General features: G+C 53.5%; 22 protein-coding genes. 10 read left to right on the plus strand and 12 right to left on the minus strand.

Annotated elements, in window-relative coordinates; translation table 11 throughout:
- Window positions 1-429 precede the first annotated feature (429 nt).
- Window positions 430-1,395, plus strand: a complete 966-nt coding sequence (gene rlmF, locus SJI19_RS22285; RefSeq protein ID WP_323480490.1) for a 23S rRNA (adenine(1618)-N(6))-methyltransferase RlmF — start codon at window positions 430-432, stop codon at window positions 1,393-1,395.
- Window positions 1,396-1,459: 64 nt separating this feature from the next.
- On the opposite strand, the gene nifA is transcribed toward rlmF, so the two are convergent.
- Complete coding sequence (nifA, locus tag SJI19_RS22290; protein WP_323480462.1) at window positions 1,460-3,043, minus strand: nif-specific transcriptional activator NifA; 1,584 nt, start codon at window positions 3,041-3,043, stop codon at window positions 1,460-1,462.
- Window positions 3,040-4,551: a nitrogen fixation negative regulator NifL gene (gene nifL / locus SJI19_RS22295; RefSeq protein ID WP_323480463.1), complete on the minus strand. Its 1,512-nt coding sequence runs from the start codon at window positions 4,549-4,551 to the stop codon at window positions 3,040-3,042. The genes nifA and nifL overlap by 4 nt, the downstream gene beginning before the upstream one ends.
- Before the next feature lie 337 nt (window positions 4,552-4,888).
- Between nifL and rsxA the strand changes: the two genes are divergently transcribed.
- The 8 genes from rsxA (at window position 4,889) to SJI19_RS22335 (ending at window position 10,782) form a co-directional block, all read left to right on the plus strand.
- The gene (gene rsxA, locus SJI19_RS22300) at window positions 4,889-5,467 is read left to right on the plus strand and encodes an electron transport complex subunit RsxA (protein ID WP_323480464.1); all 579 of its coding nucleotides are present in this window, start codon (window positions 4,889-4,891) and stop codon (window positions 5,465-5,467) included.
- 10 nt (window positions 5,468-5,477) lie between these two features.
- Window positions 5,478-6,020 (plus strand): RnfABCDGE type electron transport complex subunit B, encoded by a 543-nt coding sequence (locus SJI19_RS22305; protein WP_323480465.1) that lies wholly within the window; start codon window positions 5,478-5,480, stop codon window positions 6,018-6,020.
- On the plus strand, window positions 6,013-7,461 hold the full coding sequence (rsxC, locus tag SJI19_RS22310) for an electron transport complex subunit RsxC (RefSeq protein WP_323480466.1): 1,449 nt from the start codon (window positions 6,013-6,015) through the stop codon (window positions 7,459-7,461). The genes SJI19_RS22305 and rsxC overlap by 8 nt, the downstream gene beginning before the upstream one ends.
- Window positions 7,455-8,432, plus strand: a complete 978-nt coding sequence (locus SJI19_RS22315) for an RnfABCDGE type electron transport complex subunit D (RefSeq protein WP_323480467.1) — start codon at window positions 7,455-7,457, stop codon at window positions 8,430-8,432. The genes rsxC and SJI19_RS22315 overlap by 7 nt, the downstream gene beginning before the upstream one ends.
- Window positions 8,429-9,133 carry an electron transport complex subunit RsxG gene (rsxG, locus tag SJI19_RS22320; RefSeq protein ID WP_323480468.1) on the plus strand — a complete coding sequence of 235 codons (705 nt, stop codon included), beginning with the start codon at window positions 8,429-8,431 and terminating at the stop codon, window positions 9,131-9,133. The genes SJI19_RS22315 and rsxG overlap by 4 nt, the downstream gene beginning before the upstream one ends.
- 31 nt (window positions 9,134-9,164) lie before the next feature.
- The gene (locus tag SJI19_RS22325) at window positions 9,165-9,863 is read left to right on the plus strand and encodes an electron transport complex subunit E (RefSeq protein ID WP_323480469.1); all 699 of its coding nucleotides are present in this window, start codon (window positions 9,165-9,167) and stop codon (window positions 9,861-9,863) included.
- On the plus strand, window positions 9,863-10,111 hold the full coding sequence (locus SJI19_RS22330) for an RnfH family protein (protein ID WP_323480470.1): 249 nt from the start codon (window positions 9,863-9,865) through the stop codon (window positions 10,109-10,111). The genes SJI19_RS22325 and SJI19_RS22330 overlap by 1 nt, the downstream gene beginning before the upstream one ends.
- Before the next feature lie 143 nt (window positions 10,112-10,254).
- Entirely contained in the window at window positions 10,255-10,782 is a 528-nt protein-coding gene (locus SJI19_RS22335) for a flavodoxin (protein WP_323480471.1), read from the plus strand.
- 94 nt (window positions 10,783-10,876) lie between these two features.
- Here SJI19_RS22335 and nifM read toward each other — a convergent pair whose 3' ends face one another.
- From nifM to nifE, 10 genes are all read right to left on the minus strand, one after another.
- Window positions 10,877-11,701 (minus strand): nitrogen fixation protein NifM, encoded by an 825-nt coding sequence (gene nifM, locus SJI19_RS22340; RefSeq protein ID WP_323480472.1) that lies wholly within the window; start codon window positions 11,699-11,701, stop codon window positions 10,877-10,879.
- Between the two features lie 12 nt (window positions 11,702-11,713).
- Window positions 11,714-12,157: a nitrogen fixation protein NifZ gene (locus tag SJI19_RS22345; protein ID WP_323480473.1), complete on the minus strand. Its 444-nt coding sequence runs from the start codon at window positions 12,155-12,157 to the stop codon at window positions 11,714-11,716.
- Entirely contained in the window at window positions 12,154-12,507 is a 354-nt protein-coding gene (locus tag SJI19_RS22350) for a nitrogenase-stabilizing/protective protein NifW (RefSeq protein WP_323480474.1), read from the minus strand. The genes SJI19_RS22345 and SJI19_RS22350 overlap by 4 nt, the downstream gene beginning before the upstream one ends.
- Before the next feature lies 1 nt (window position 12,508).
- Complete coding sequence (gene nifV, locus SJI19_RS22355; RefSeq protein WP_323480475.1) at window positions 12,509-13,669, minus strand: homocitrate synthase; 1,161 nt, start codon at window positions 13,667-13,669, stop codon at window positions 12,509-12,511.
- A gap of 17 nt (window positions 13,670-13,686) precedes the next feature.
- Entirely contained in the window at window positions 13,687-14,895 is a 1,209-nt protein-coding gene (gene nifS, locus SJI19_RS22360) for a cysteine desulfurase NifS (RefSeq protein ID WP_323480476.1), read from the minus strand.
- A 16-nt stretch (window positions 14,896-14,911) separates the two neighbouring features.
- Window positions 14,912-15,769, minus strand: a complete 858-nt coding sequence (gene nifU, locus SJI19_RS22365; protein WP_323480477.1) for a Fe-S cluster assembly protein NifU — start codon at window positions 15,767-15,769, stop codon at window positions 14,912-14,914.
- Window positions 15,770-15,785: 16 nt separating this feature from the next.
- On the minus strand, window positions 15,786-16,124 hold the full coding sequence (locus SJI19_RS22370) for a hypothetical protein (protein ID WP_323480478.1): 339 nt from the start codon (window positions 16,122-16,124) through the stop codon (window positions 15,786-15,788).
- A gap of 183 nt (window positions 16,125-16,307) precedes the next feature.
- Window positions 16,308-16,763: a NifB/NifX family molybdenum-iron cluster-binding protein gene (locus SJI19_RS22375; RefSeq protein WP_323480479.1), complete on the minus strand. Its 456-nt coding sequence runs from the start codon at window positions 16,761-16,763 to the stop codon at window positions 16,308-16,310.
- The gene (gene nifN, locus SJI19_RS22380; protein ID WP_323480480.1) at window positions 16,760-18,139 is read right to left on the minus strand and encodes a nitrogenase iron-molybdenum cofactor biosynthesis protein NifN; all 1,380 of its coding nucleotides are present in this window, start codon (window positions 18,137-18,139) and stop codon (window positions 16,760-16,762) included. Before nifN ends, SJI19_RS22375 begins: the two co-directional genes overlap by 4 nt.
- A 10-nt stretch (window positions 18,140-18,149) precedes the next feature.
- Window positions 18,150-19,532: a nitrogenase iron-molybdenum cofactor biosynthesis protein NifE gene (gene nifE, locus SJI19_RS22385; RefSeq protein ID WP_323480481.1), complete on the minus strand. Its 1,383-nt coding sequence runs from the start codon at window positions 19,530-19,532 to the stop codon at window positions 18,150-18,152.
- A gap of 240 nt (window positions 19,533-19,772) precedes the next feature.
- Here nifE and SJI19_RS22390 point away from each other — a divergent pair, with 240 nt between their 5' ends.
- Window positions 19,773-22,301, plus strand: a complete 2,529-nt coding sequence (locus SJI19_RS22390; RefSeq protein WP_323480482.1) for an ankyrin repeat domain-containing protein — start codon at window positions 19,773-19,775, stop codon at window positions 22,299-22,301.
- The last annotated feature ends 30 nt before the right edge of the window (window positions 22,302-22,331 follow it).

Below are 22,331 nucleotides of genomic sequence, written 5' to 3' on the forward strand. Positions count from 1 at the left end.
ATCATTAAATAAAAACATTGACCCGACATTATTTATCATTAAACACATTAACGACTGTTATTTCCCCACTGGGTTTTTCGTTGCAATATAGCGACAAACCAGATAATCATAATAAATTTATTCAGTCATGTCACTCAAGTGAATGAACATCATCAACGCATCTGCAACATGCGGGATAAAAAATATATTGGGGTGATGCCTATTTCCCTGCCAGGAAAATAATATCATATCCCTGCCAGGTTACCGATAAAAATATAACCACGCAGTTGGCTCAGTATTGACTCATGAACACAAAAGCGCCGGCAGCGGTTTGCCGCCTCCGTGAACGGTGATATTCAACCGGCCTTTTGTCGGGTATTGTGCTATCTTATGCGCCAAAATAACGCATCATTACGTCGCGCCCGTTGGTGGAAATTAGTGGAAAATCCGGTGGAAAAAAAGAAAAGCTTCCCGCAGCAGAAAAATCATCTGCACCCGCGCAACCGTCATCGCTCCCGCTATGACTTTCCGGCGCTTATCGCCAGCTGTCCCGAACTTGAACCGTTCGTCAAACCCAACGCCTGGGGCGATATCTCGGTGGATTTTGCCGATCCCGCCGCGGTAAAAATGATCAACCGTGCATTGTTGCGCCATTTTTACGGCATTGAATATTGGGATATCCCCGCCAATTATCTTTGCCCGCCGATCCCCGGACGTGCCGACTACCTGCATTATCTCGCGGATCTGCTGGCCACCGCCGACGGCGGTGAGATCCCGCGCGGCAAGCGCATCGCACTCCTGGATATCGGCGTGGGGGCCAATTGTATCTATCCCATTATCGGTCAACATGAGTATGGCTGGCGTTTCACGGGTACCGAAACCGATCCGGTGGCGCTTAACTCGGCCAAAATGCTGGTGTCGATGAATCCGACGTTGAAAAACGCACTGCGCCTGCGAGCGCAAAAACAGCCCGACGCCATGTTTGACGGCATTATTGGCATCGCCGAACGCTTTGATGCCACTCTGTGTAATCCGCCGTTTCATTCATCGGCCGAAGAAGCCAGTGCCAGTACCCGGCGCAAGCTGCACAAGCTGGGAAAAAGCGAAGTGACCGACGTGCCGGTACAAAACTTTGGCGGCCAGCATCATGAACTCTGGTGTACCGGTGGGGAATTGGCTTTTGTGAGTAAAATGGTCGAAGAGAGTGTCGGCAAAAGCAAAAACTGCCTGTGGTTTACCTCGTTAATCTCCAAACATACCACCCTAGCGCCGCTGTATGAGGCATTGCAACGGGTTGGCGCGGTTGATGTGCGCACCATCGAGATGGCACAAGGGCAAAAAATCAGTCGGTTTATTGCCTGGTCGTTCCACGATGCCGAACAGCAGCGGCTATGGGCGACCGAGCGCTGGCGCTAAGCGTCTCCCGATGCTGATTGCGTCGCCGTTGCGCCGGGTCACGGCGCAACGGCGGCGACTCGCACTATAAGCGGTGCATATTGATGTTAAGAATTTGAATGCGATAGGCAACCTGACGTGGTGTCATGCCTAACAATCTGGCCGCTTTGGCCTGCACCCAGCCGGATTTTTCCAGCGCCGCAATCAACTTTTGCCGATCGTCCATATCACTGTCCCCCGCCGCGTCACCTAGGGCCGGCGGTATAATAACGCGTCCCTGCCCTGGCGATGACATCGACGGCGATTCGCTGTGGTTAAATAAAATCACGTCGCGATCGATCAATCCTTCCTCAGACATCACCGACGCACGTTCAAGGCAGTTTTCCAATTCCCGCACGTTACCCGGCCAGCTATAACCCATTAACAGTCGCAGCGCACCGTCGCTAATACGTAATTCACGCCCTTGTTTCGCCGCCAGTTTGGCGATCAAAAACTGCGATAGACCCACAATATCATCCTGACGCTCGCGCAGGGCCGGCAAATTTATCGGCATCACGTTGAGACGATAATAGAGATCTTCACGGAAACGGCCGTTACGTACTTCCTCTTCCAGATTGCGGTTGGTGGCGGCGATAATACGCACGTTAACCTTGATCGTGGTATCACCTCCTACCCGCTCCATTTCACCTTCTTGCAAAATTCGTAATAATTTTGCCTGGAACGAGGCGCTACTTTCGCCAATCTCATCAAGAAACAGAGTACCGCCATCAGCTAACTCAAAACGGCCTTTACGTTGGCGTACCGCCCCGGTAAAGGCACCTTTTTCATGACCGAACAGCTCACTTTCCAGTAAATTATCCGGTAACGCCGCACAGTTAAATTTCACAAACGGCTCTAGGGTGCGTGGTGAGTTATAGTGAATGGCATTGGCAATAAGTTCCTTCCCGGTACCGCTTTCACCACGCACCAGTACCGTGGTGTCCCATTTAGCGACCTGCCTGATGACCTCAAAAATCTGTCGCATCGGCTGACTATTGCCGACCATATTGTCAAAACCATACTGATGTTTAACCTTACGTCTGAGCGTATCGCGTTCTTGACGCAAGGCTTCGGTTTCTTGACTCATATGGCCAACCAACCGTACGGTTTGGCAAATCAAATTGGCTACCATTTCCAAAAAACGGGTACTGGCGGGCAGTCGATCCTCTTGCAGTTCCATGGGTTGTGCCGCCAACACCCCTAACGGTATGCCCTCAGGCCCGGGGATCGGCACACAAATAAACGGCAAGTCGTAGTCGTATACATTAAGCCGGTCCAAAAAACGCGGGTCATCTGAAACCCGCGGCAACACCAATGAACGCTGTTGGCTCATCACGGTGCCCAAAATGCCTTCACCAATGCGGTAACGGACATTTTTGTAGCCTTTGACCACTTCGGTATCTGCACCGTATAACGCTTCAATAAATAACGCGCTACGTGATTTGTCGAATAAGCACACCATGCCGTACTGCATAAAAGCATGTTCATACAACGCCTGAATCATGGCCTGTAGCGTTTGTCCCAAATCCAGCGAGCGGCTCAGCGCCACACTGATTTTATGCAGCGCAGTAAACTGTTGGGAGAGATCAAAACGCCGTGAAACGGGGGTAGAGGTCGTCAACTGAGTCATTCTGCTTCTCCTATTATCGCCGGTGATTCAAACGATTTGACCGGCAGGGGTAAACGCAGGGTCAGGAGTGTCCCGTCCTCTTCCTGGGTGTGGATATCGATCATGCCCTGATGACTTCCGATCAAGGTCTGTATCAGCCGCAATTCCATGCCATGTCCCGGCGTAGCAAAGGTCTGTGGCGGCGTGCCAGCATGAGTTGGGTACAATGGCAGATTATCGCGGAGGTCAAAAAAGAAGGCGTGGTCACGGCCATAGGCTTGCAAGGCAATCTCCAGTGGCACGGCAGGTCGTTCGCCTGCCAGGGTAAGGCAGCGATCCAACCATAAGCTCAGGCATGCCAGTATTTGATGGCGTTGTCCCCATCCCAACACTATGTCGGGTTCACATTGCAGCCGCAGTTCTCCCACGGCGCTGATACGCGCACGATAGAGGTCGGATAAATCCGTTAACATTTCGCTAATGGACCAGAAATCGCACTCTTCCACTTCAAGTGAAGGCCTGCATGCCCGCAAGCGAACCAATGCCTGCTGCCCCTCATGCCAGGCGGCATCAAGACCAGGATGGGCAATCTGGTCAGGATTTAACCGACGGGCGGCCTCCAGCATATTCAGCGGACCGCTGAGCTGGACCATGGCGGCGTCGAGGGATTCGCGGATCGCCGCCAGCAATTTCCCCGATACCAGCTTATGTTTGAGCCGCTCTAGCCGCTGTCGTTGTCGCTGGCGATGCCGTTCGCTGTCATCGATAAGCGTTATCAAGGTCCGTGGCGGTGCGATGTCGGAAAAATAACGACTCACCTCTTCATTGACCTCTGACAAGGGCCAAATACTTAACCCAAAAACGCGGGGGCCACCACCGATGTTGAGTGTCACCCGCTCCCCAGCGGCCAGACGCGCCTTGTTGGCTGGATAACCCAGTCCAGCCAACAATTCCTGTCCACCGTAGTCGGCACACAAGGTTTTATAGGCCAGGTTATCCATCACAATATTGTCAAACTCATCCAAAACAATCACCGGCGCCGGCACGTTATTAAGCACCGCAGCAATCAGCGACATTTGGTTGCGCAGGCGCTGCATAAGGGCGTAGCTATCAGAGATATCCTTATGCATGCCCAGATAATGCTCAATGTGTCCGTCTGGACTCAACACCGGGGAAATACTCACCTCGGCCAAATAGAGCGTGCCGTTTTTGCGCTGATTGATAAGTTGTCCGACCCACGGGCGTCCTTGGGTGAGCGTGTGCCACATTTCCTGATAGTGCTGATTCGGCGTCTGGCGGCTGGCCAGAATATTATGATTAACCCCGGTCAGTTCGGTGTCACTGTAACCCGTGAGCTGCCGAAACGCGTGGTTGGTATACACAATACGTGCATTGGGATCGGTAATGGATATCGCTACCGACGACTGTTCCACCGCAGTATAAAACAGGCTTGGGTGCAATGTGGACAACGCGGTCACACTGGTGCCAGTAGCCAAAACCGGGGCCTCATCGAACAAAGGTAGACGCATAAAAACTCCTGCGATCGGGATAAATAGAGTGGTGGTGCGTTTCACGACAATTTGTCAGATCTGCTGACAGTGTGAGGTGGAACACAAATAACCCTTAAAATTGTGCAAATTTAGTACCCACTGTAAAACAACCGTAAAAAACCTTGATCTAAACAGGGGTTTTAACCGCCAAAAAAAAATTTCTGCCATTTTTCCGCAATGAAATCCCGCTTGCGCCTCATCCGCTGCGCCATCATGACGCTTGATTCGCACCAAATTCGCTCATTTTTACTGCAGTACAGATTGGCACAGGTTTCGCAATACCCCTACCAGACGTATTGGGTTTGCGGGGAAGGTTATGAAGGAAATATTGCTGATCGTACTGGCCAATGGTTTGGTAAATAACATCGTGCTGTCGCGCTTTCTGGGGTTGTGCTCATTTATGGGCGTGACGAATAAAGTCGATTCGGCGCTGGGGATGTCGATGGCAACCACGTTTGTCATTACGCTTTCCGCCGGCCTGGGTTGGGTTATTTTTCACTGGATCCTGGTGCCGCTGGGCTTGGAGTACCTACGTTTGCTGTCGCTCATCTTGGTGATCGCGTCATTGGTGCAATTACTTGAGCTGTTTATCGCTAAGCAAAGTCCGGCGTTATACCGCACGCTGGGTATTTTCCTGCCGCTTATCACCACCAACTGCGCGGTGCTTGGCGTGGCGCTACTGGTCCTGGACGATAATCTGAATTTTCTGCATAGCGTTGTGTTCGGTTTTAGCTCATCGCTGGGATATTCATTAGTGATGGTGATTTTTTCCGGCCTGCGCGAGCGCCAGGACAACGCAACGCCACCGTTGGTGTTTCGCGGCGCGCCCATCAATTTTATCACCGCCGGCATACTGGCCTTGGCGTTTACCGGTTTTGCCGGCTTAGCCGGATAAGGGGATGCCCATGAGCGAAATTTTACCGGTGTTGGCGGTACCCGCCATTGGCTGTGTGATTGGTTATTTACTGGGTTATGCCGCCATTTATTTCAAAGTCGATAAAGACCCGCGCATCGAGGCTATCGTCGCGCTATTGCCTAATGGTCAATGTGGACAATGCGGTTTCCCCGGCTGTGCCCAGGCTGCGGGCGCCATGGTGCGCGGTGAAGCCCCGGCGGGTGCCTGCACCCCTGGCGGCGCAGCCTTGGCCAAGCGCATCGCGCTATTGCTTGATGTGGTTATTGATGACAGTGAGGATGCCGGGCCACAAGTGGCCGTTATCAATGCCGATCTCTGTGATGGCTGCGGGCGTTGTCAGAAAAAATGTAATTTTGATGCCATTATCGGCGCCACTCGCCAACTGCACGGTATTTTGGCCGATGATTGCACCGGTTGTGCCGGTTGCATCGAGGCCTGTCCGCAGCATGCCATCGCGCTGCATGCCGACCCTCTATTGACGCCCACCGCCGCTAAACCCCGTTTCGAACTGAGGGAGTCATCCTATGTTTAGCGCCAAACTGAAACCCCATGGCGGCATTCGCCCTTACAGCCATAAGTCACTCACCCGCGATATTGCCATTCGCCCGCTGTCCACGCCGCGCCAGTTGATCATTCCACTGCGTCAGCACACTGGGCCGGCAGCGGTGCCGGTGGTTAGCGTCGGGGAGACACTGTGCGCCGGGCAACAGGTCGCCGAAGCCCGCGAGCGGATGTCCGCACCGGTGCACTGCGCCCTGGCGGGTGTGGTCACCGGCGTGTCCTTCGGCGATCACGGCATGATCACCGTCAGGGTGTTGGCCGAACAGTCGTTAGCCCCTCGCCTCACGGCACCGGTGGAATTCGACACGTCGCAGGCGATGTTGTCGTTGATCGAACAGGCGGGCATTGTCGGTATGGGCGGCGCGATGTTTCCTGCTGCCGATAAAATCAGAATGAGTCTGCGTTACCCCATCGAAACGTTGATCGTCAACGGTGGCGAGTGTGAGCCTTACCTCACCACCGACGATCGTTTGATGCGCGAGCAGGGGGAATTTATCATCGGCGGCATCCGTTATTTGCAAACCATCACCCGGGCCCGTCAGGTTTTTATCGGCATCGAAGACAATAAAACCGAGGCCATTGCCCGTCTGGACCAACTTTGCCGTCAGGAGCCTGATATTGAGGTGGTGATTTTGCCCTCGCTCTATCCGATCGGTTCGGCCAAGCAAATGATTGAAGCGGTGACCGGTCGCCAAATTCCGCAAAACCGCCGTTCAACCGAAATGGGGGTGTTGGTGCAAAACGTCGGCACCTGCATTGCCATTTTCCATGCAGTGCGTTTTGGCCAGCCCGTGACCCATCGGGTGATCACCGTCAGTGGCAGGGCAATTGAACAACCGGGCAATCTGCTGGTGCCGATAGGCACCCCGATTAAAGAGATTATCAGCCAGTGTGGCGGGCTAAAATCCCAACCGGCCCGTATCGTACTTGGCGGGCCGATGATGGGACGGGCGGTCGAGGATCTGGATACCCCGATTAATAAAGGCACCAGCGGACTATTGTTGCTTACCGACGACGAATTGCCGCAGACCCGGCCCAGCGCCTGCCTACGCTGTGGTCGTTGTATCGATGCCTGTCCCATGAGCCTGGCGCCGCTGGCCATGTTTGCCGAACTGAAAAATGATGGTTTTGCCAAGGCGCAGCGACAAGGACTTGATGCCTGTTTGTTATGCGGGTCTTGTGCGTATGTTTGCCCGGCGGCGCTGCCATTAACCCAGTTTTTTGACTGGGGTCAGCAGCAACTGAGCTTAATAAAACGTCAGGAAGACAAGCTGTCACGTACGCGGGAAAACAGCGCTCGGCGCCAGGAACGACTGGCGTTTGAAGCCGCGGAAAAAGCCGCGGCACAGGCTGCCAAACCCGCGCGCCGTCAACGCCGCGCCACCCCGCCTTCGGAGGATACCCCATGTTAACCGCCCCCCACGCCCATCAGGGGTTGACCGTCGACCAACTGATGTACCGGGTCAATGTTTCCTTGTTGCCCGTCGTTATCCTGGCGTTCTTGCAGTTCGGCGCCCAGTCGGTGTTGCTGATTTTTTGTTGCCTGCTCACCGCCCTGGCCTGCGAGGCCGTCTGCCTGCGGCTCAACCCTGCAGCGCAAGGGCACACCTTCGACGGTGCGGCATTTCTCACCGCACTTATTCTGGCACTGAGCCTGCCACCGCACGCGCCGCTTTGGCTGGGGGTGTTCGGCAGTGCGGTAGCCATCATTTTCGGCAAGCATATTTATGGCGGCTTGGGACAGAATTTATTTAATCCAGCCATGCTGGCGCGCGTAGTGCTGCTGATTTCTTTTCCGGTTGAGATGACCCGGTGGGTCAAACCCGCCATTTTTTATCACGGTGAATTTTATCGTCTTGGTGTGGATGGCATCACCGGCGCCACGCTACTGGGCGAATTTAAGGAAAACGGCCACCAACATCTGGAACTGCTGACCAATCTGCTAGGCAATCGCAGCGGCAGCTTGGGTGAAACCGCTTCGCTGCTGTTGCTGCTTGGCGGTGGCTGGCTGATCCAGCAGCGCGTATTCAGTTGGCATATTCCCGTGGCGACAATCTTGGGCTGCCTGGTGCCCGGTACACTTCATTGGTTGATTTCGCCCGGCAGCATTGTGCCGCCCTTGGCCCAGTTGACCAGCGGTGGCCTATTGCTCGGCGCGTTTTACATTCTCACCGATCCGGTAACCGGCCCCGGCAGCGTGCGCGGGCGGTTGATTTTCGGCGCTTTGGCGGGTTTTCTGACCTATTGCATCCGCGCTTTTGGCAATTATCCCGAAGGAATGGCGTTTGCAGTGTTACTGGTCAATGCCGTGACGCCGCTGATTGATAACTATACCCAGCCGAAGGCCTACGGCTTTGTGAGTGGCAAGGAGAAATCGTCATGAGCGGCACGTTCCCAGAGACAGATAGCCCGTCGACAACGCCACTACCCCACAGTTTGCCCACAGAGAGGATGAACAACCGCGCAATGGCACAATTTTTACCCACCCGGGAGAGTCCGGTGACTCAAGGTTTTCTGTTGGGTTCCTTTACCCTGATCGTCTGTTTACTGGTAGCCGGTTGTTGGTGGCTGACCCATGAACATATTTTACAGCGCGAAAAAGAAGATACCCAAAACATGCTTGCCCAGGTCTTTCCCGCCACAGGTTACGACAATGCGTTGGTGGATACCCAACAAACCTTATCCATTGATGGCAACGTCATTCCTTTCTTTCGCGCCACCCTCAAAGGTCAACCCAGCGGGGTCATTCTCACCACACAAACCCAGGGATATGGTGGCCCCATCAAGCTGTTGACCGGCATTGACGCCAACGGCACCATCACCGGCGTTCGGGTCGTCAGCCATAACGAAACACCAGGATTGGGCGACGCAATTGAGCTGAGCCGAAGTCCATGGATCCTGAGTTTCAATGGCAAGTCATTAAAAAATTTAACAGAAAAACAATGGCATGTGAAAAAAGACGGCGGTCAATTTGACGCATTTACCGGTGCAACCATCACCCCACGCGCGGTGGTGAAAGGCGTGCACGAAACCTTGTTGGAATTCCAGCAGCGCCAGGCGCAATTCCTGGGTAAACACCCTTAATTAACTGTCTTGATACGCCTAGGAGGCTTATATGAGTGAAATGACCCCACCGCGGCTACGCGAGATTATGGTTAGCGGTGTTTGGACCAATAACGTCACCTTTGTGCAAATCCTCGGACTCTGTCCGCTTATGGCGATCACCACCACCGCAACCAACGGATTGGGACTGGGGCTGATGACCGCAGCGGTATTATCTTGCTCGAATTTTATCGTTTCGGCCCTGCGCAAAGTCACCCCCAACCAGATACGTATTCCAGTCTATATTTCGATTATCGCCTCTCTGGTGACCATCCTGGATCTGATGATGAATGCCTGGATGCACGATTTGCATAAGGTGATGGGGCTATTTATTCCGCTGATAGTCGCCAACTGTGCCCTGCTCGGCCGTGCTGAAGCCTTTGCCGCACATAATAAAATCTTTCCGGCGGCGTTAGACGGATTATCCACCGGACTGGGGTTTACGCTGGGTTTAACCAGTGTGGGAGCCGTGCGCGAGATCCTCGGCAGTGGCACCCTATTTAGCGGTGCCTCACTACTTTTAGGGCCTCACTTCCATTTTCTTGAACTGCATCTCTTGCCGGGGTATCGCGGATTTTTGCTGATGTTATTACCGCCGGGGGGATTTGTGGTCATGGGAATGATGCTCAGCGGTATTCGCTTGGTTAAACGCCTGACCAGCGGCAGCAATGCAACCCAGCTTATTCGCGAACCCACAGGGGGATGCCACTGATGAAATTTTCCGTGGTTCATGTTAACGGCAGCCAGGGCCGGTGCATCCACATGCAGCTCGACGCGCCGCTGACCGTGCAACAGGCGATCTTGGCATCAAAGCTGCCGCAGTTGTTTCCTTATCTCGATCTCGCAACGCACCGTACCGGCATTTATGGTCGGTTATGCGCTGGGGATACTCTGGTTAAGGACGGGGATCGGGTGGAGATTTATTTACCGGCTAAGCGCCACGATGATGAAGAGGATTGATCACGCTGCCCAGGGTTCGCCCCCGGCGGCAGGTCTGAATGATTACCGGCGCACAAGGGTGATCATAGAGTACTGACTACACCGGCATGGCGTTTTTCGCGCCAGCCTTACCATTGACATTAATTCATTTTATGGGGCTTATTATGGCTAATATCGGCATTTTTTTTGGTACCGACACCGGCAAAACCCGCAAAATCGCCAAACTGATACACCAGCATTTCGCCGGCGAAGCGGATGAACCCAAAAACATTAATCGCTGCACGCTGGAGGATCTGTTGGCCTATCCGGTACTGATCCTCGGCACGCCAACCCTGGCGGACGGTGAATTGCCTGGGCTGGACGCAGAGTGCCAGAGCGAATCCTGGGCTGAATTCGCCGATACCCTGGCACAAGCAGACCTGAGTGATAAGACCGTGGCATTGTTTGGATTGGGCGATCAGGAGGCTTATCCGGATAATTTTGTCAGCGCATTAGGCGAACTTTACGATATCGTTGAGCAAGCTGGCGCCAAGGTGGTGGGTGCCTGGCCCAAAGAGGGTTACGTTTTCAACTCTTCTAATGCCGTGGAGGGGGATCATTTTGTCGGACTGGCGCTGGATCAGGACAATCAGGCGAGTCTTAGCGCCGAGCGAGTGGAAAGCTGGGTCAAGCAGGTAAAAGCCGCACTGTAGTCTAGCCGTACGCGCTCAAGCGCGGTCCCGGCATTCTCATCCTGGGACCTCGATTACAACAACAATAACGGGGTTTTTCAGCCCCGTTGGTGAGTTACAGCGTCTGCAGCCATTGACGCTGATACTGCTGGCGCATCCGCTCACCCAACTGTTTTCGTACCTGGTCCAAAGCCTGTTCCTTGGGTATAGGCTGTGCATCACGTATGGCCCGACAGAGCAAAATATGCAGTCCCATGGGGCTCGTGACAACGTCACTCATTTCTGCCGCCGGCAAGGCAAACAGCGCCTGTTCCAAGGAAGGAAACAATAACCCACGGCTAATCCAGCCCAAATTGCCGCCCTCTAAGGCCGAGGGGCATTCAGAGTGGCGCTGCGCCAACTGCGCAAATTCATCAATATGACGCTGCAAATGTCGGTGCAATGCGCTAATGCGCTCGGCCACCTGATCTGCGCGGCAATCGGCCTGATCGTCATCCACCGTAAGCAAAATATGACTGGTATCGCGTTGTTCGGGACGCAGGAATTGCTGCTGATGCTCCTGATACCAGTATGATACCTGTTCTTGCGTCGGTGTGGGGGCCATTTGCGCCACACGTTCGAGCATGTTATCAAGCAACACTTCGTGAGTCATCGCCTGGTACATCCCACGCGCATCCAGACCCAGTCGGGCCAACTGCCGTGATGTAACATGGCTTTCACTCAGGCGTTCATCGAGCCTGGTCATTGCCGCGCGGATCTCATTTTCCGTGGCGCAAAGTCCCTCAGCCAACGCGTGTTGCACCACCTGGTTTTCCAACACCAGTTGCCGGGCATAACGGGGTTCAAAGTCCGTCAATTGTTGTGCGGTTAAGCACCATGGTGGCGTCTGATACAACGCCATGGACAGTTTTAACCGGCTAAAAATCCGCCATACATCCATTACGCCGACTCCTTATGATTCGGTGACTCGCGCCGCCAGCGCCGCTTCCGGCACCCGGAACAATCGCCCCTCAAACAACACCACATAAGACATCGGCTGCCGGTCACGAATTTCATCCATAATTTGACCCACCTGCCCTTCATTAACCACCGGCTGGCCCTCAATGGCTAACGGCAATGCGGCGCTGACCCAATCGCCAAACTGAAATTCCCCGGCAATCCACGGCGCACTACCGGAGATAAGCTCCTGCTCGCGACAGCCGACGATGCAGTCTTCCTCAACAAAGTGCACTTGATAGATCAGATTATCCTGTAAGAAACTGCCCCATTCGCGCACATAACCGATGCTGCCCTTACGCACCAACAGTGCGCCCCTGACTTTGCCGGGAAAGGTGCCGTCATTACGCAACGAACGAATAACCCGCACCCGGTCACCAAATTCATAGCTGGGTTTCATGGCAACACCTCCGTCAATTGACTCCAGGGAACAAAACAGGGTTGATGACGTTGATAGATAGACAGTCCGGAGGTCGCCGCCAGGTTCCCCTGCAAAAAATGCCGATAGCTTTCGCTCAGCAAATGCTGCGCCATACTCCAGCAGGCTGAGTCGCGCGGATCTTGCCCATCCACGTTGTCGGCGGATGACGGTACGTCAATCACTTGCACCAGCCGCCGATGGAATTCATGCATGATATGCAGCCGTTTGGCACGCACCACCGTCGGATCCCACTCCAGCTCAAAGTATTCAAAAAAGGCCTCGGCAGTATTGAGTTCGTCGATGCCGGGCAATGCGCTAAACCATTCCATGCTAACCTCCTGAACAGAGCGCCAGGCTGAGATCCGGCCCGGTGATGCCATATATTTCCTGATAAAGATCGCACAGTTGGCGATCCGAGGGGCAATGTTTCCATACTTCGGCCCGGCTGCGCAGCGTGAGCAGCAATAGCTCTACCTGGGCGGCGGCCAATGGATACCCCAGGTCGGCGAAAATCTGCTTTACCGCATGCCGGCCAGAATGTTTGCCCAACACCAACCGATGACGGCGACCTAACAGCGCCGGGTCGATACTCTGGTAGCAGGCAGGATTTTTTAATAAACCTGCCACATGAATACCTGATTCATGGGTAAATACCTGCTCACCCACCAGGGGTTGTTGTGGATCGATGGGTCGCCGAGCCGCCGCGGAAACTTCACGGCATAACGCGGGCAACTGATCGAAGCGAATACCGGTGTCATAGTGCAGGCAGGACTTCAGCGCCATGGCCACACTTTCCAGCGCCGCGTTACCCGCCCGCTCACCCAACCCCATGACCGTTGTATTAACATGTGTTGCTCCGCCCCGTACCGCCGCCAAGGTATTGGCCGTGGCCAAGCCTAAATCGTTATGGGCATGCATCTCGATGTCCCGATCCCAATGACAGCGTAATCTGGTGATTCGTTCGTAGGTACTAAAGGGATCCAGCACCCCGAGCGTATCGGCAAACCGCAGCCGCAGAGCTCCGGCGTTGCCGGCCACGTCGGCAATCAACTGCAATTCCTCGTCGCTGGCGCGAGAGGCATCCTCACAGCCGATGCTGACCTTAAGTCCGTTTCCCAGGGCAAAGGCAATGTGTCGATCCAACTCCAGCGCCAGCTGCGGCCAGGATAGTTTAAGTTTATAGTCGCGCATCAAAGCCGATGCCGGCAGAGAAATATCTACCCAATCCATACCCACGTCGGCCGCCAGCCGGATCTCCCCTCGGTTGAGGCGACACCAGGCCATCAGACTGTGATCGGGCAAGGCCTGGCGCACCAGACTGATACGCCGGCACTCCTCGTCACCCATGGCCGGGGTGCCGACTTCCAGTTCACCGACTCCGGCGCGCGCCAATGATCGCGCGATGGCGACTTTTTCACCGGCGCTGAACGCCACGCCAGGGCTTTGTTCGCCGTCGCGCAGCGTAGTGTCATTTATCACGATAGCGCTCATGCCTTGGCTTCCCGTGGTTAACCGTAAGTCGGTACAAAACCGGTGCCGGCCAGCGCCAGCGGCCGATCGCCTTGCCAATAAGGTGACATCGCACGCAAACGCGCAATTAACGGCGGTAACTGCGCAATCACATAGTCGATCTCTTTTTCCCGGGTATAGCGGGACAAGGAAAAACGAATGGTGCCATGGGCGGCGGTATAAGGGATGCCCATGGCGCGCATCACGTGCGAGGGTTCCAGCGAGCCTGAGGTACAAGCACTGCCGCTTGAGGCGGCAATCTGGCAATGGTTCAGTAGCAGCAAAATTGCTTCCCCTTCAATATACTCAAAAGCAATATTCACCGTATTCGGGGTGCGCTGTTGCTCACCGCCCATCACCAACGTATGGGGAATAGCGTCCAGCACGGCGCTCTGCAAACGATCGCGCATCGGGGCAATTTGTCCGGTCATCATCGGCAGATGAATATCCGCCAGTTCCGCCGCTGCGCCCATGCCAACGATACCCACAATGTTCTCGGTACCGGCACGCCGTCCCCGTTCCTGATGGCCGCCGCGCAACAGCGGCCTGAACCGGGTACCACGTTTTAAATACAGGCAGCCAACCCCTTTGGGACCATGGAATTTATGCCCGGAGCATGACAGCATATCAATGGCGGTCGAGGCCAGTGATACCGGGATTTTGCCCACCGCCTGCACACCGTCGCAGTGGAACAGTATGCCAAACTCATGGGCCAGCTCAGCCATGATCGCCACCGGGTAGACCACGCCGGTTTCATTATTGGCCCACATGACGCTGACCAGCGCCACCCGTTCGCTTAACGCCGCGCGGTAAGCGGTCATATCCAGCGCGCCTTGACCATCCACCGGGATTCGGTGAATCAGATAACCCTGGCGTTCCAAGTGTTCGCACACTTCAAGGGTGGCCGGATGTTCCACGACGCTGGTGATGATTTCTCGCCGTTCCGGGTAAGCAGCTACCGCTGAAAGAATTGCCGTGGAGGTGGCTTCAGTGGCGCATGAGGTGAAGATGATCTCGCTATCGTGACGAGCGCCCAGCAAACTCGCCACTTGCTCCCGCGCTTTGGCCAACGCAATGCCGGCAGGCTGGCCGAAATCATGTATCGAAGAAGGATTACCATAATGTTCGCTCAGAAACGGCATCATGGCCTCAAGCACCATGGGATCCAGACGGGTGGTGGCATTGTTATCCAGATAGATTGCTTTCATCGGCTTATCTCCTCACTTATTCAGCTTCACTGGTGGTAACCGGGGCACCTTCCGCCACCACATGGACAAATCGACCAAGACGTTCAATCAATTTTTGTTGCAACCAAGCCAAGGTCATGTCGGTCATCATGCAACCACTACAACTGCCGGATAACGCGACTGTCACCTGTTTATCCTTGACCGCCACCAGGCGCATATCGCCGCCGTCAGCCTGAATATGTGGCCGCAATCCCGCGATCACCTCCTCCACCGCTCGCCAATTTTCATCCCGTTCCACCGCCACTTCCGCAATCGGCACCGGCGGTTGCTGACTGAGGATCACGGCCAGGGCTTGCTCAATTTTTTCATGGCAAGAAGTACAACCACCGCCGGCTTTGGTGTAGTTGATCACATCTTCAAGCGTCGTGAGGCCATTTTCCATGACCGCCCGGCGGATATGACCTTCATCGACCCCGAAACACTTGCAAATCAAGGCACCTTCGTCGTGGTCTGCCTCCGGCGCTTCGCCGCGAAACTGCGCGATAGCGGCCCGCAAGGCTTCTTGTCCCATCACCGAGCAATGCATTTTTTCCGGCGGCAAACCGTCGAGATAGTCGGCAATTTGCTTGTTGGTCAACGTTGCGGCTTCGGTTAAGGTACGGCCAATAATCAACTCCGTCAGCGCCGAAGATGACGCAATGGCGCTGCCACACCCAAAGGTCTGGAAACCGGCTTCCTCGATCACCTCGGTAACCGGATCAACACGCAGCATCAGACGCAGCGCGTCGCCACAACTGAGCGATCCCACATCCCCAATGGCATTCGCCTGTTCGACGACTTTGGCATTACGCGGGTGAAAAAAATGATCTTTAACTTTTTCTGAATAGTTCCACATAAAATTTTTCTCCGGCTCACCGACGGGTCGTCGATGTTGATGCGCAAACCTGATTGTCGCAGTGACAGGCTAAAGCCTGTAATTCAACCCATAGGCCCCGTTGCCCGTCCCGATCGCCTGCCTGGACCTTTGCACCCTGCAAATAGGGCCAATGGGCGATAGGAGCCAACAACACCAATCCCTGATAATCCACGACGTGATCCTCCGGCCGTGCCAGCGCACTCCAGGCCAGACTGACCCGCCAACCGCGACAGGTATCGCCGTCCAGCACGATACGCAACCCGGCACAGGGTTGCGTCAGTTGCTGACGCAGCGTGATGAGCTGCTGCAAGGCTTGTGCTTCTATCTCAATCATGGTGTTGCTCCGCGTTGGGGTTGATAACGTATGAGCAAATGTGATGCCAGTCACATCTTTTCCACTATTTCAATGAGATAGCCTCTTGCTCTCCATAAAAAACCCCGAACATGTCGGGGTAAGTTGTCGGTTTTGTCAGGGAGATGACATAGCAGGTAGCCAACGGTATGGGTGAAATACCGCTTAATCTTCCTCCCAGCGGCTCTCTTGCGCTAAACGTTCGAAGCGTTGCGGATCACGTTTCACCTGATGACGCACCACTGTGGGCGCATCCCAATTTTGCTGCAACTCGGTTAAAAGCTGGGTGATGGCGGTGTCTGCAGGCACATTGACTGCCCGTACACCGACCCGCAACAGTTGACGAAATACGCTGTCGCCCACCGCCACGCAGTACAATGACAAACAGCCTTCCAGCGCCGCGATACGACAGCTTAATTTATCTAAATCATGACCCGGCTGGACGATAAAATCCGTCACCTGCAGTAACGTCACCCGATCCGGTTTTACCCCATAAATCACCAGACGGGGTGTCGAACCAAAATGCTGATTCACCACCTGTAAATCCGAGCTGGCGAAGGCCACCCGCAACGCCCAGTCGGAAGCGGTGGTCACCGTAAGATTGCGCTGGAAGTTATTCATAAACCGGTGTCCTGTAGCTGTGAGACGGCAGAAAAATCTTGTTTAAGCGGCGAAAGGTAAACTGGCGCATGATGTTGACACACACGCATTGCATTGCCCAATTCGAACAGCGTATCGCGCATGCCGGCATAACCTTGGCGGGTATGGCGAAACTCACCCAAGCGGTCATAAATCGGGAAACCAATGCGAATCAGCGGCAGATGTAACCGCTCGGCCAAATCGGCGGCATGAGAGTTGGCAAACAGCATATCGGCGGGATGTTGCACCAGCCGATCCGCCAAATCCTCCAGATCACCGATTGTCACCGTCTCCACCGGCAGGTCGGCCAACCCCGGTTGATTAACCGGGGCAATCACGTTGGTCACCTCAATCCCCTGACTCAAGGCAAAGTCAGTCCAACAGCACAATAAATCCGCCTCGGCGGCGATGGCCATGCGCGTGCCCTGCAGATCACCATGACAGTCAATCATGGCATCGAGCAACTGACCGCGCTGCCGCTCAATCCATGATGGCACTTCACGCCCGGAAATCTGGCGTAGTTGCATAATAAATTCATCCATCCGCGCCAACGTCATCAGATGCGGCAACCTTACGCACTCGCCGCGTGCGCGCGGTGCTATCAGCGCCGCCACCCGCTGTAAAGATACACCGATCACCAAGGTGGCGGCGCTTTGACCCAGTTGTTCCATCACCCGAAACGGTGTGCCGCCCTGGGTCAATGCGCTGTAGTCTCCTAGCGCCAAGTGTCCATCCATAGATTGGGTCAGGTCCGGCAGGATCACCGCCTGTAGTCCAAAGGCCTCGACATAGGTACGAATCAGTTCCTGATCGCCAGGGGTAAACATATGGCTCAGAAAAACGGTGACTCGCTTGTTACGAATGCCTGCCGGCGGTTCCGGTGGTACCCACTGCTGAACGATACTTTCCAACAGCGCCGCATAACCGTTCTCCAATGAACCGTAAAAATCAGGCGTACTGACGGTAAGAATGCCCACCTGGCGATGCTTGGGATGGCTGTCACGAAACAGCGCCACCGCCCGTGTCAGATCGCTACCCTGGGCTTCGGAAAGACCGGTACTCAGCAACACGATCATGCGCGGTGTGTTGCGCTCGCACAGTGTTTCCAGGGCGGCGAAAACGTTATCATCTGCACCCATAATAGTGGTGATCGGCTCCATGGCGGTGGACTGCAACGGCACCGGTTCATGAAAGTGCTGAATAAAAAACACTTTGGCGAAGGCGCTGCAGCCTTGGGCACCGTGGACCAAAGGAATACAGTGCTCCAGGCCCATTGCGGCCAGGATAGCCCCCAGCGGTTGGCCGCTTTTGATCGGACTGGTGGCGAGCGGTTTTTTGGAACGGACAACGGTAGTCATATTTTTCTCCTCAACCTTTCATCTGCCAGGGCGCCGGCTGATTAACCTGACGCCATACCGGACTCTCCAAGGTACGGCATACCGCCCGCGCCAGATTGACCATGCCGCTATAACCGGCGAACGCCTCCTCGCGCTCCTGGTTAATATCCAGGAACGGTAGCCTGGCTTTGTAGGCGGTGTACATGTTGCGCCCGCCGGCAATCATCATATCGGCGCGATAGCGATAGGCGGTGTCCAACAACAGACGCGGATTGCCTTCATCGAGCATTAACGCATCCTCGCCCATCAGCGCACGAATACGTGCCTTGTCCTCCTCGGTAGACTTGCGTGTACCGGTGGCCACCACCTCCAGGCCCAGATCCTGTAGTGCCGATACCACCGACCAGGACTTGACGCCACCGGTATACAGCAGCACTCGTTTGCCGGCCAATCGCTCGCGCAGCGGTTCCAGCGCGGTTAGGGTTGCGGCCTCCTCGCGCGCAATCAACGCTTCGGTGCGTGCGGTCAAATCGTCATCCTCAAGCAGTGCGCTTAACTGGCGCAACGACGCCGACATTTCCCGCATGCCGTAAAAACTGCCTTCAAACCAGGGGGTGTCGTAACGCTCCTCCAATTTGCGCGCCACATTGATCAAGGCGCGTGAACAGACCAGCATATTGGCCTGCGCACGGTGCAGCGTTTGAATTTCGGCAAAACGGGCATCACCGGACAAGGTACACAGTACCCGCACCCCTAACTCATCAAACAGCGGTAACACCTGCCAAAATTCGCCGGCAATATTGTATTCACCAATCAGCCCAATATCGTGACCACGGGCTTCAGGCACCGGGTAGTCCACCGGCCACGGCGCCGGTTCGCGCTGCCCGACCACCTGGCGCAGCATCACCTCTCCGGCGATGCGGTTACCCAGATTTTTACTGCCGTAAAATCCGGCCGAGTCCACCGCGATAACCGGAATACCGGCGGCCACTGAGGCCGAACGACAGACCGCGTCAATATCATCCCCCTCCATCGCCGGCACGCAGGTATTGTAGATAAAGACCGCCGCGGGATGATAACGCTCGGCGATATGGCGCACGGCGTGGAACAATCGCCGCTCGCCCCGCCCCATAATCACATCCTGCTCGCTCAGGTCGGTGGTAAACCCCAGCCGATTGATCTGTGGACCCGAGCTACGGCTACCGCGGTTATCCCAGGAACTGCCGGCACAACCAATAGGACCGTGCACCAGATGCGCCACATCCGCCACCGGCAGCAAGGTGATTTGCGCGCCATCAAAAGCGCAGCCGCCGGCAGTGGATCCGGGTTTCGGCGGTGTACACCCAGTCTTGTGTTTGCCGTTATGCGCGCAGGCCGGCTCAATAAACAGGGCGGCAATATCATTATTCTTCATAGCGTTCTCTCTGGTTAGCGGCGTTAGAGGGATGAGTGCAATTCACGCGCCAGCCTTGAGTGCTGATTTTTCGGGGTTTTTTATTGTGGTAAACCTGACAATCGAGACAACGTTGCACACAGCGTCGGGGAAAGAGAGCCCGGTATGAGCCAAGGTTTACGTTGATGAGTTTATCATCAGCGACAACACCCCTTGGCTCGAAAACGAGACGACACCCTGTCTGATGTCATAGGAGATAATATGGACGTCAACCGCAACGGATCCACACCGCACTTAGCGATCGCTAATCCCACCTATTATCCGTTATCCCTGCCGACGCAAAGTGAGACCATCATTTACAGTGAAGAACGCTACGGCAGTATTGACAGTTTTGAACAAAATATTGACTATCACCGCTATTTACAACAAATGGACCATACGTTAACGGCGATTATCGAAAAAACCGGATATATCCAGGGCGCTGACGATAATAATAAAAAATTCATAGCGCAACTCTCAGTACCACAAAGCATCTCGGTGGCCATAAAAATGAGGTGTTATACTTCGTTAGTTAACATCCTCCATGTATTTGCACAAGAACCCCTTCACGAAAATAACGCGGCAGGGTTGGCCATTCTCACCAAGATCGTTAAATCGCTTGATCAGCCCATTGAGACTTTCATTCAGCGAGCATTCCTGTATTATATTGATTTTATGGGAGAAATGCGGGGCGGCATTTATGCATTACTCTATCAGGCAAAACAGGCACTGACTCAATCACATTTACTCTGCTATTTAGAGACGGCGTATGGTGAGGTGGGATCCGCCGTGCTGACCGCTTTTAAAAGACAATTACAGGACACAGGATGGGACATGACTGATGAAGATGTGAGTGACCATTGCCGGGCAGAAATTTTACGTGAAGCCGCCATGCTTGCCCAGGCTCTGATACAGAATCTAAACCAAAACATCACTATCGGCAAAATAATCACCTATGTAGGACTCGTTATTTATAATGATGTTAATAACTCTATTTATTCCTTAAAAAACCACAGTGACAATCTTTTTATGCAACTGTTCAAAGACAAGGCATTTAAAGAACATCTCGCTAAAGAATATCCTTTTTTCACCCTTACAGAGTTATTCCAATCTTTCGAATCCTTTGGCCCTTGCGCCCTAATGCAACCTATCAACATCAGCATACAGTTGGCGGAAAAACTGGCCGATGATCCGCAGGGAATGGAAATATATGCCATACAAAATGGCAGTGAAAATGAAATGATTAGAATACGCCACCTCGGGGATTTTTTTTGGTTAGAAAATAAAGAGACACAGGTCAAACAACCCCTTGATCTTATCAGATTGTCATTAGGAAATGTTATTTTAACCTTATCCGATGCCGAAATGATCGCGACGATACATAACACGCCAGTACATGGCCCTGCCGACAGTCCCCATCCAGTATGGTTTAGCGATTATGCCAAAATATTTTATGCTATTCATAAATATGATATTTTTAAGGCGACACAGGTCTTAATTAATAAAAAATTGATTAATATGTGTTTTACCGAAGGGAAAACGGTTCTGATGACGGCGATCGTGAATAAACGCATAGATATTGTCAAACAGATCGTTGAGTGTGAAGAGAGTGATGTTAATATACAGGATGATGAAGGTAACTCAGCATTGCATTTTGCAGTGGATCTAAACATGGATGATGTTGTTGATTGGCTACTGACCAGATATTGTAATATTAATGTGGTTAACAACAACAAAATAACAGCATTGCATATTGCCGTTACTATAAATTCCGCAGTCCTGGTTAAAAAATTAATAATGCAACCCACTATTGCGATTAATCGTCAAGATAAGGCCGGCAATACACCGCTGATTTTGGCGGTTTTATCCGGTAATGTCGATATTACTGCTGATTTATTGGCGCATAAAGATATAGATATTAATGAAGTTGATGTAAAAGGATGGTCACCTTTGCATATTGCGGCGTATAACGGCCATGTTGCCATGCTGACCTTGCTCACCCAAAAAAGTGGGTTAGCCATCAATAGGCTTATCGGTGGGCGGCACAAAACACCGCTCATGCTCGCCATTGAACATGGGCAAGAGCTGGCGGTGATGCTTTTAATCAAGCATCCTGAAATTGATCTCAACCTCAGCGACTATTATGGCAACTCGGCCCTTATGATGGCAGCAGCCCAGTCTTACATCCGTATTTTTGATGCAATATTACGTCAAGGAAAAGCGGATGTTAACGCAAAAAACAGCCATAATGAAAGCGCATTATCTATTGCGGTTAAAAACCGTCATTTCGACCAGGTTCTATCGTTATTAAAACAGGCGGATCTTGATGTTAATATTGTTATCCACCAAGGCAATACGCCGTTACATATAGCGGCCGCGGCAGGTGACCAACGTATTATTATTGAGTTATTAAAGCATCCCAAAATAGATGCAAATGCAAAAAATCATAAAGGCTATAGCGCACTCACCCTCGCCGCAATAAATGGCCATGCGGCGGTAATACAGGCTTTCCAGGCCAATGGCAAGGCCAATGTAAACCTTATTGATAATGAAGAAAAAACCCCGCTAATGTATGCGGTTATTTACGGTTACGAAGCCGCTGTGATTGCGCTGTTAACATTTGATAATATCATGGCCGGTTATACAAATAGCCGGTCAAAAACAGCATTAAGCCTGGCAACCTTTCTTAATTATCGCGCAATAGCCAAACGACTGTCGGCACATCCGAGCGTCAACCACCGCGCGCTTTAAGCTGAGCCTGGCATGCTTGATGGTCAGCGC

This window comes from Acerihabitans sp. TG2 (genome assembly GCF_035013185.1).
GTDB lineage: Bacteria > Pseudomonadota > Gammaproteobacteria > Enterobacterales > Enterobacteriaceae > Acerihabitans.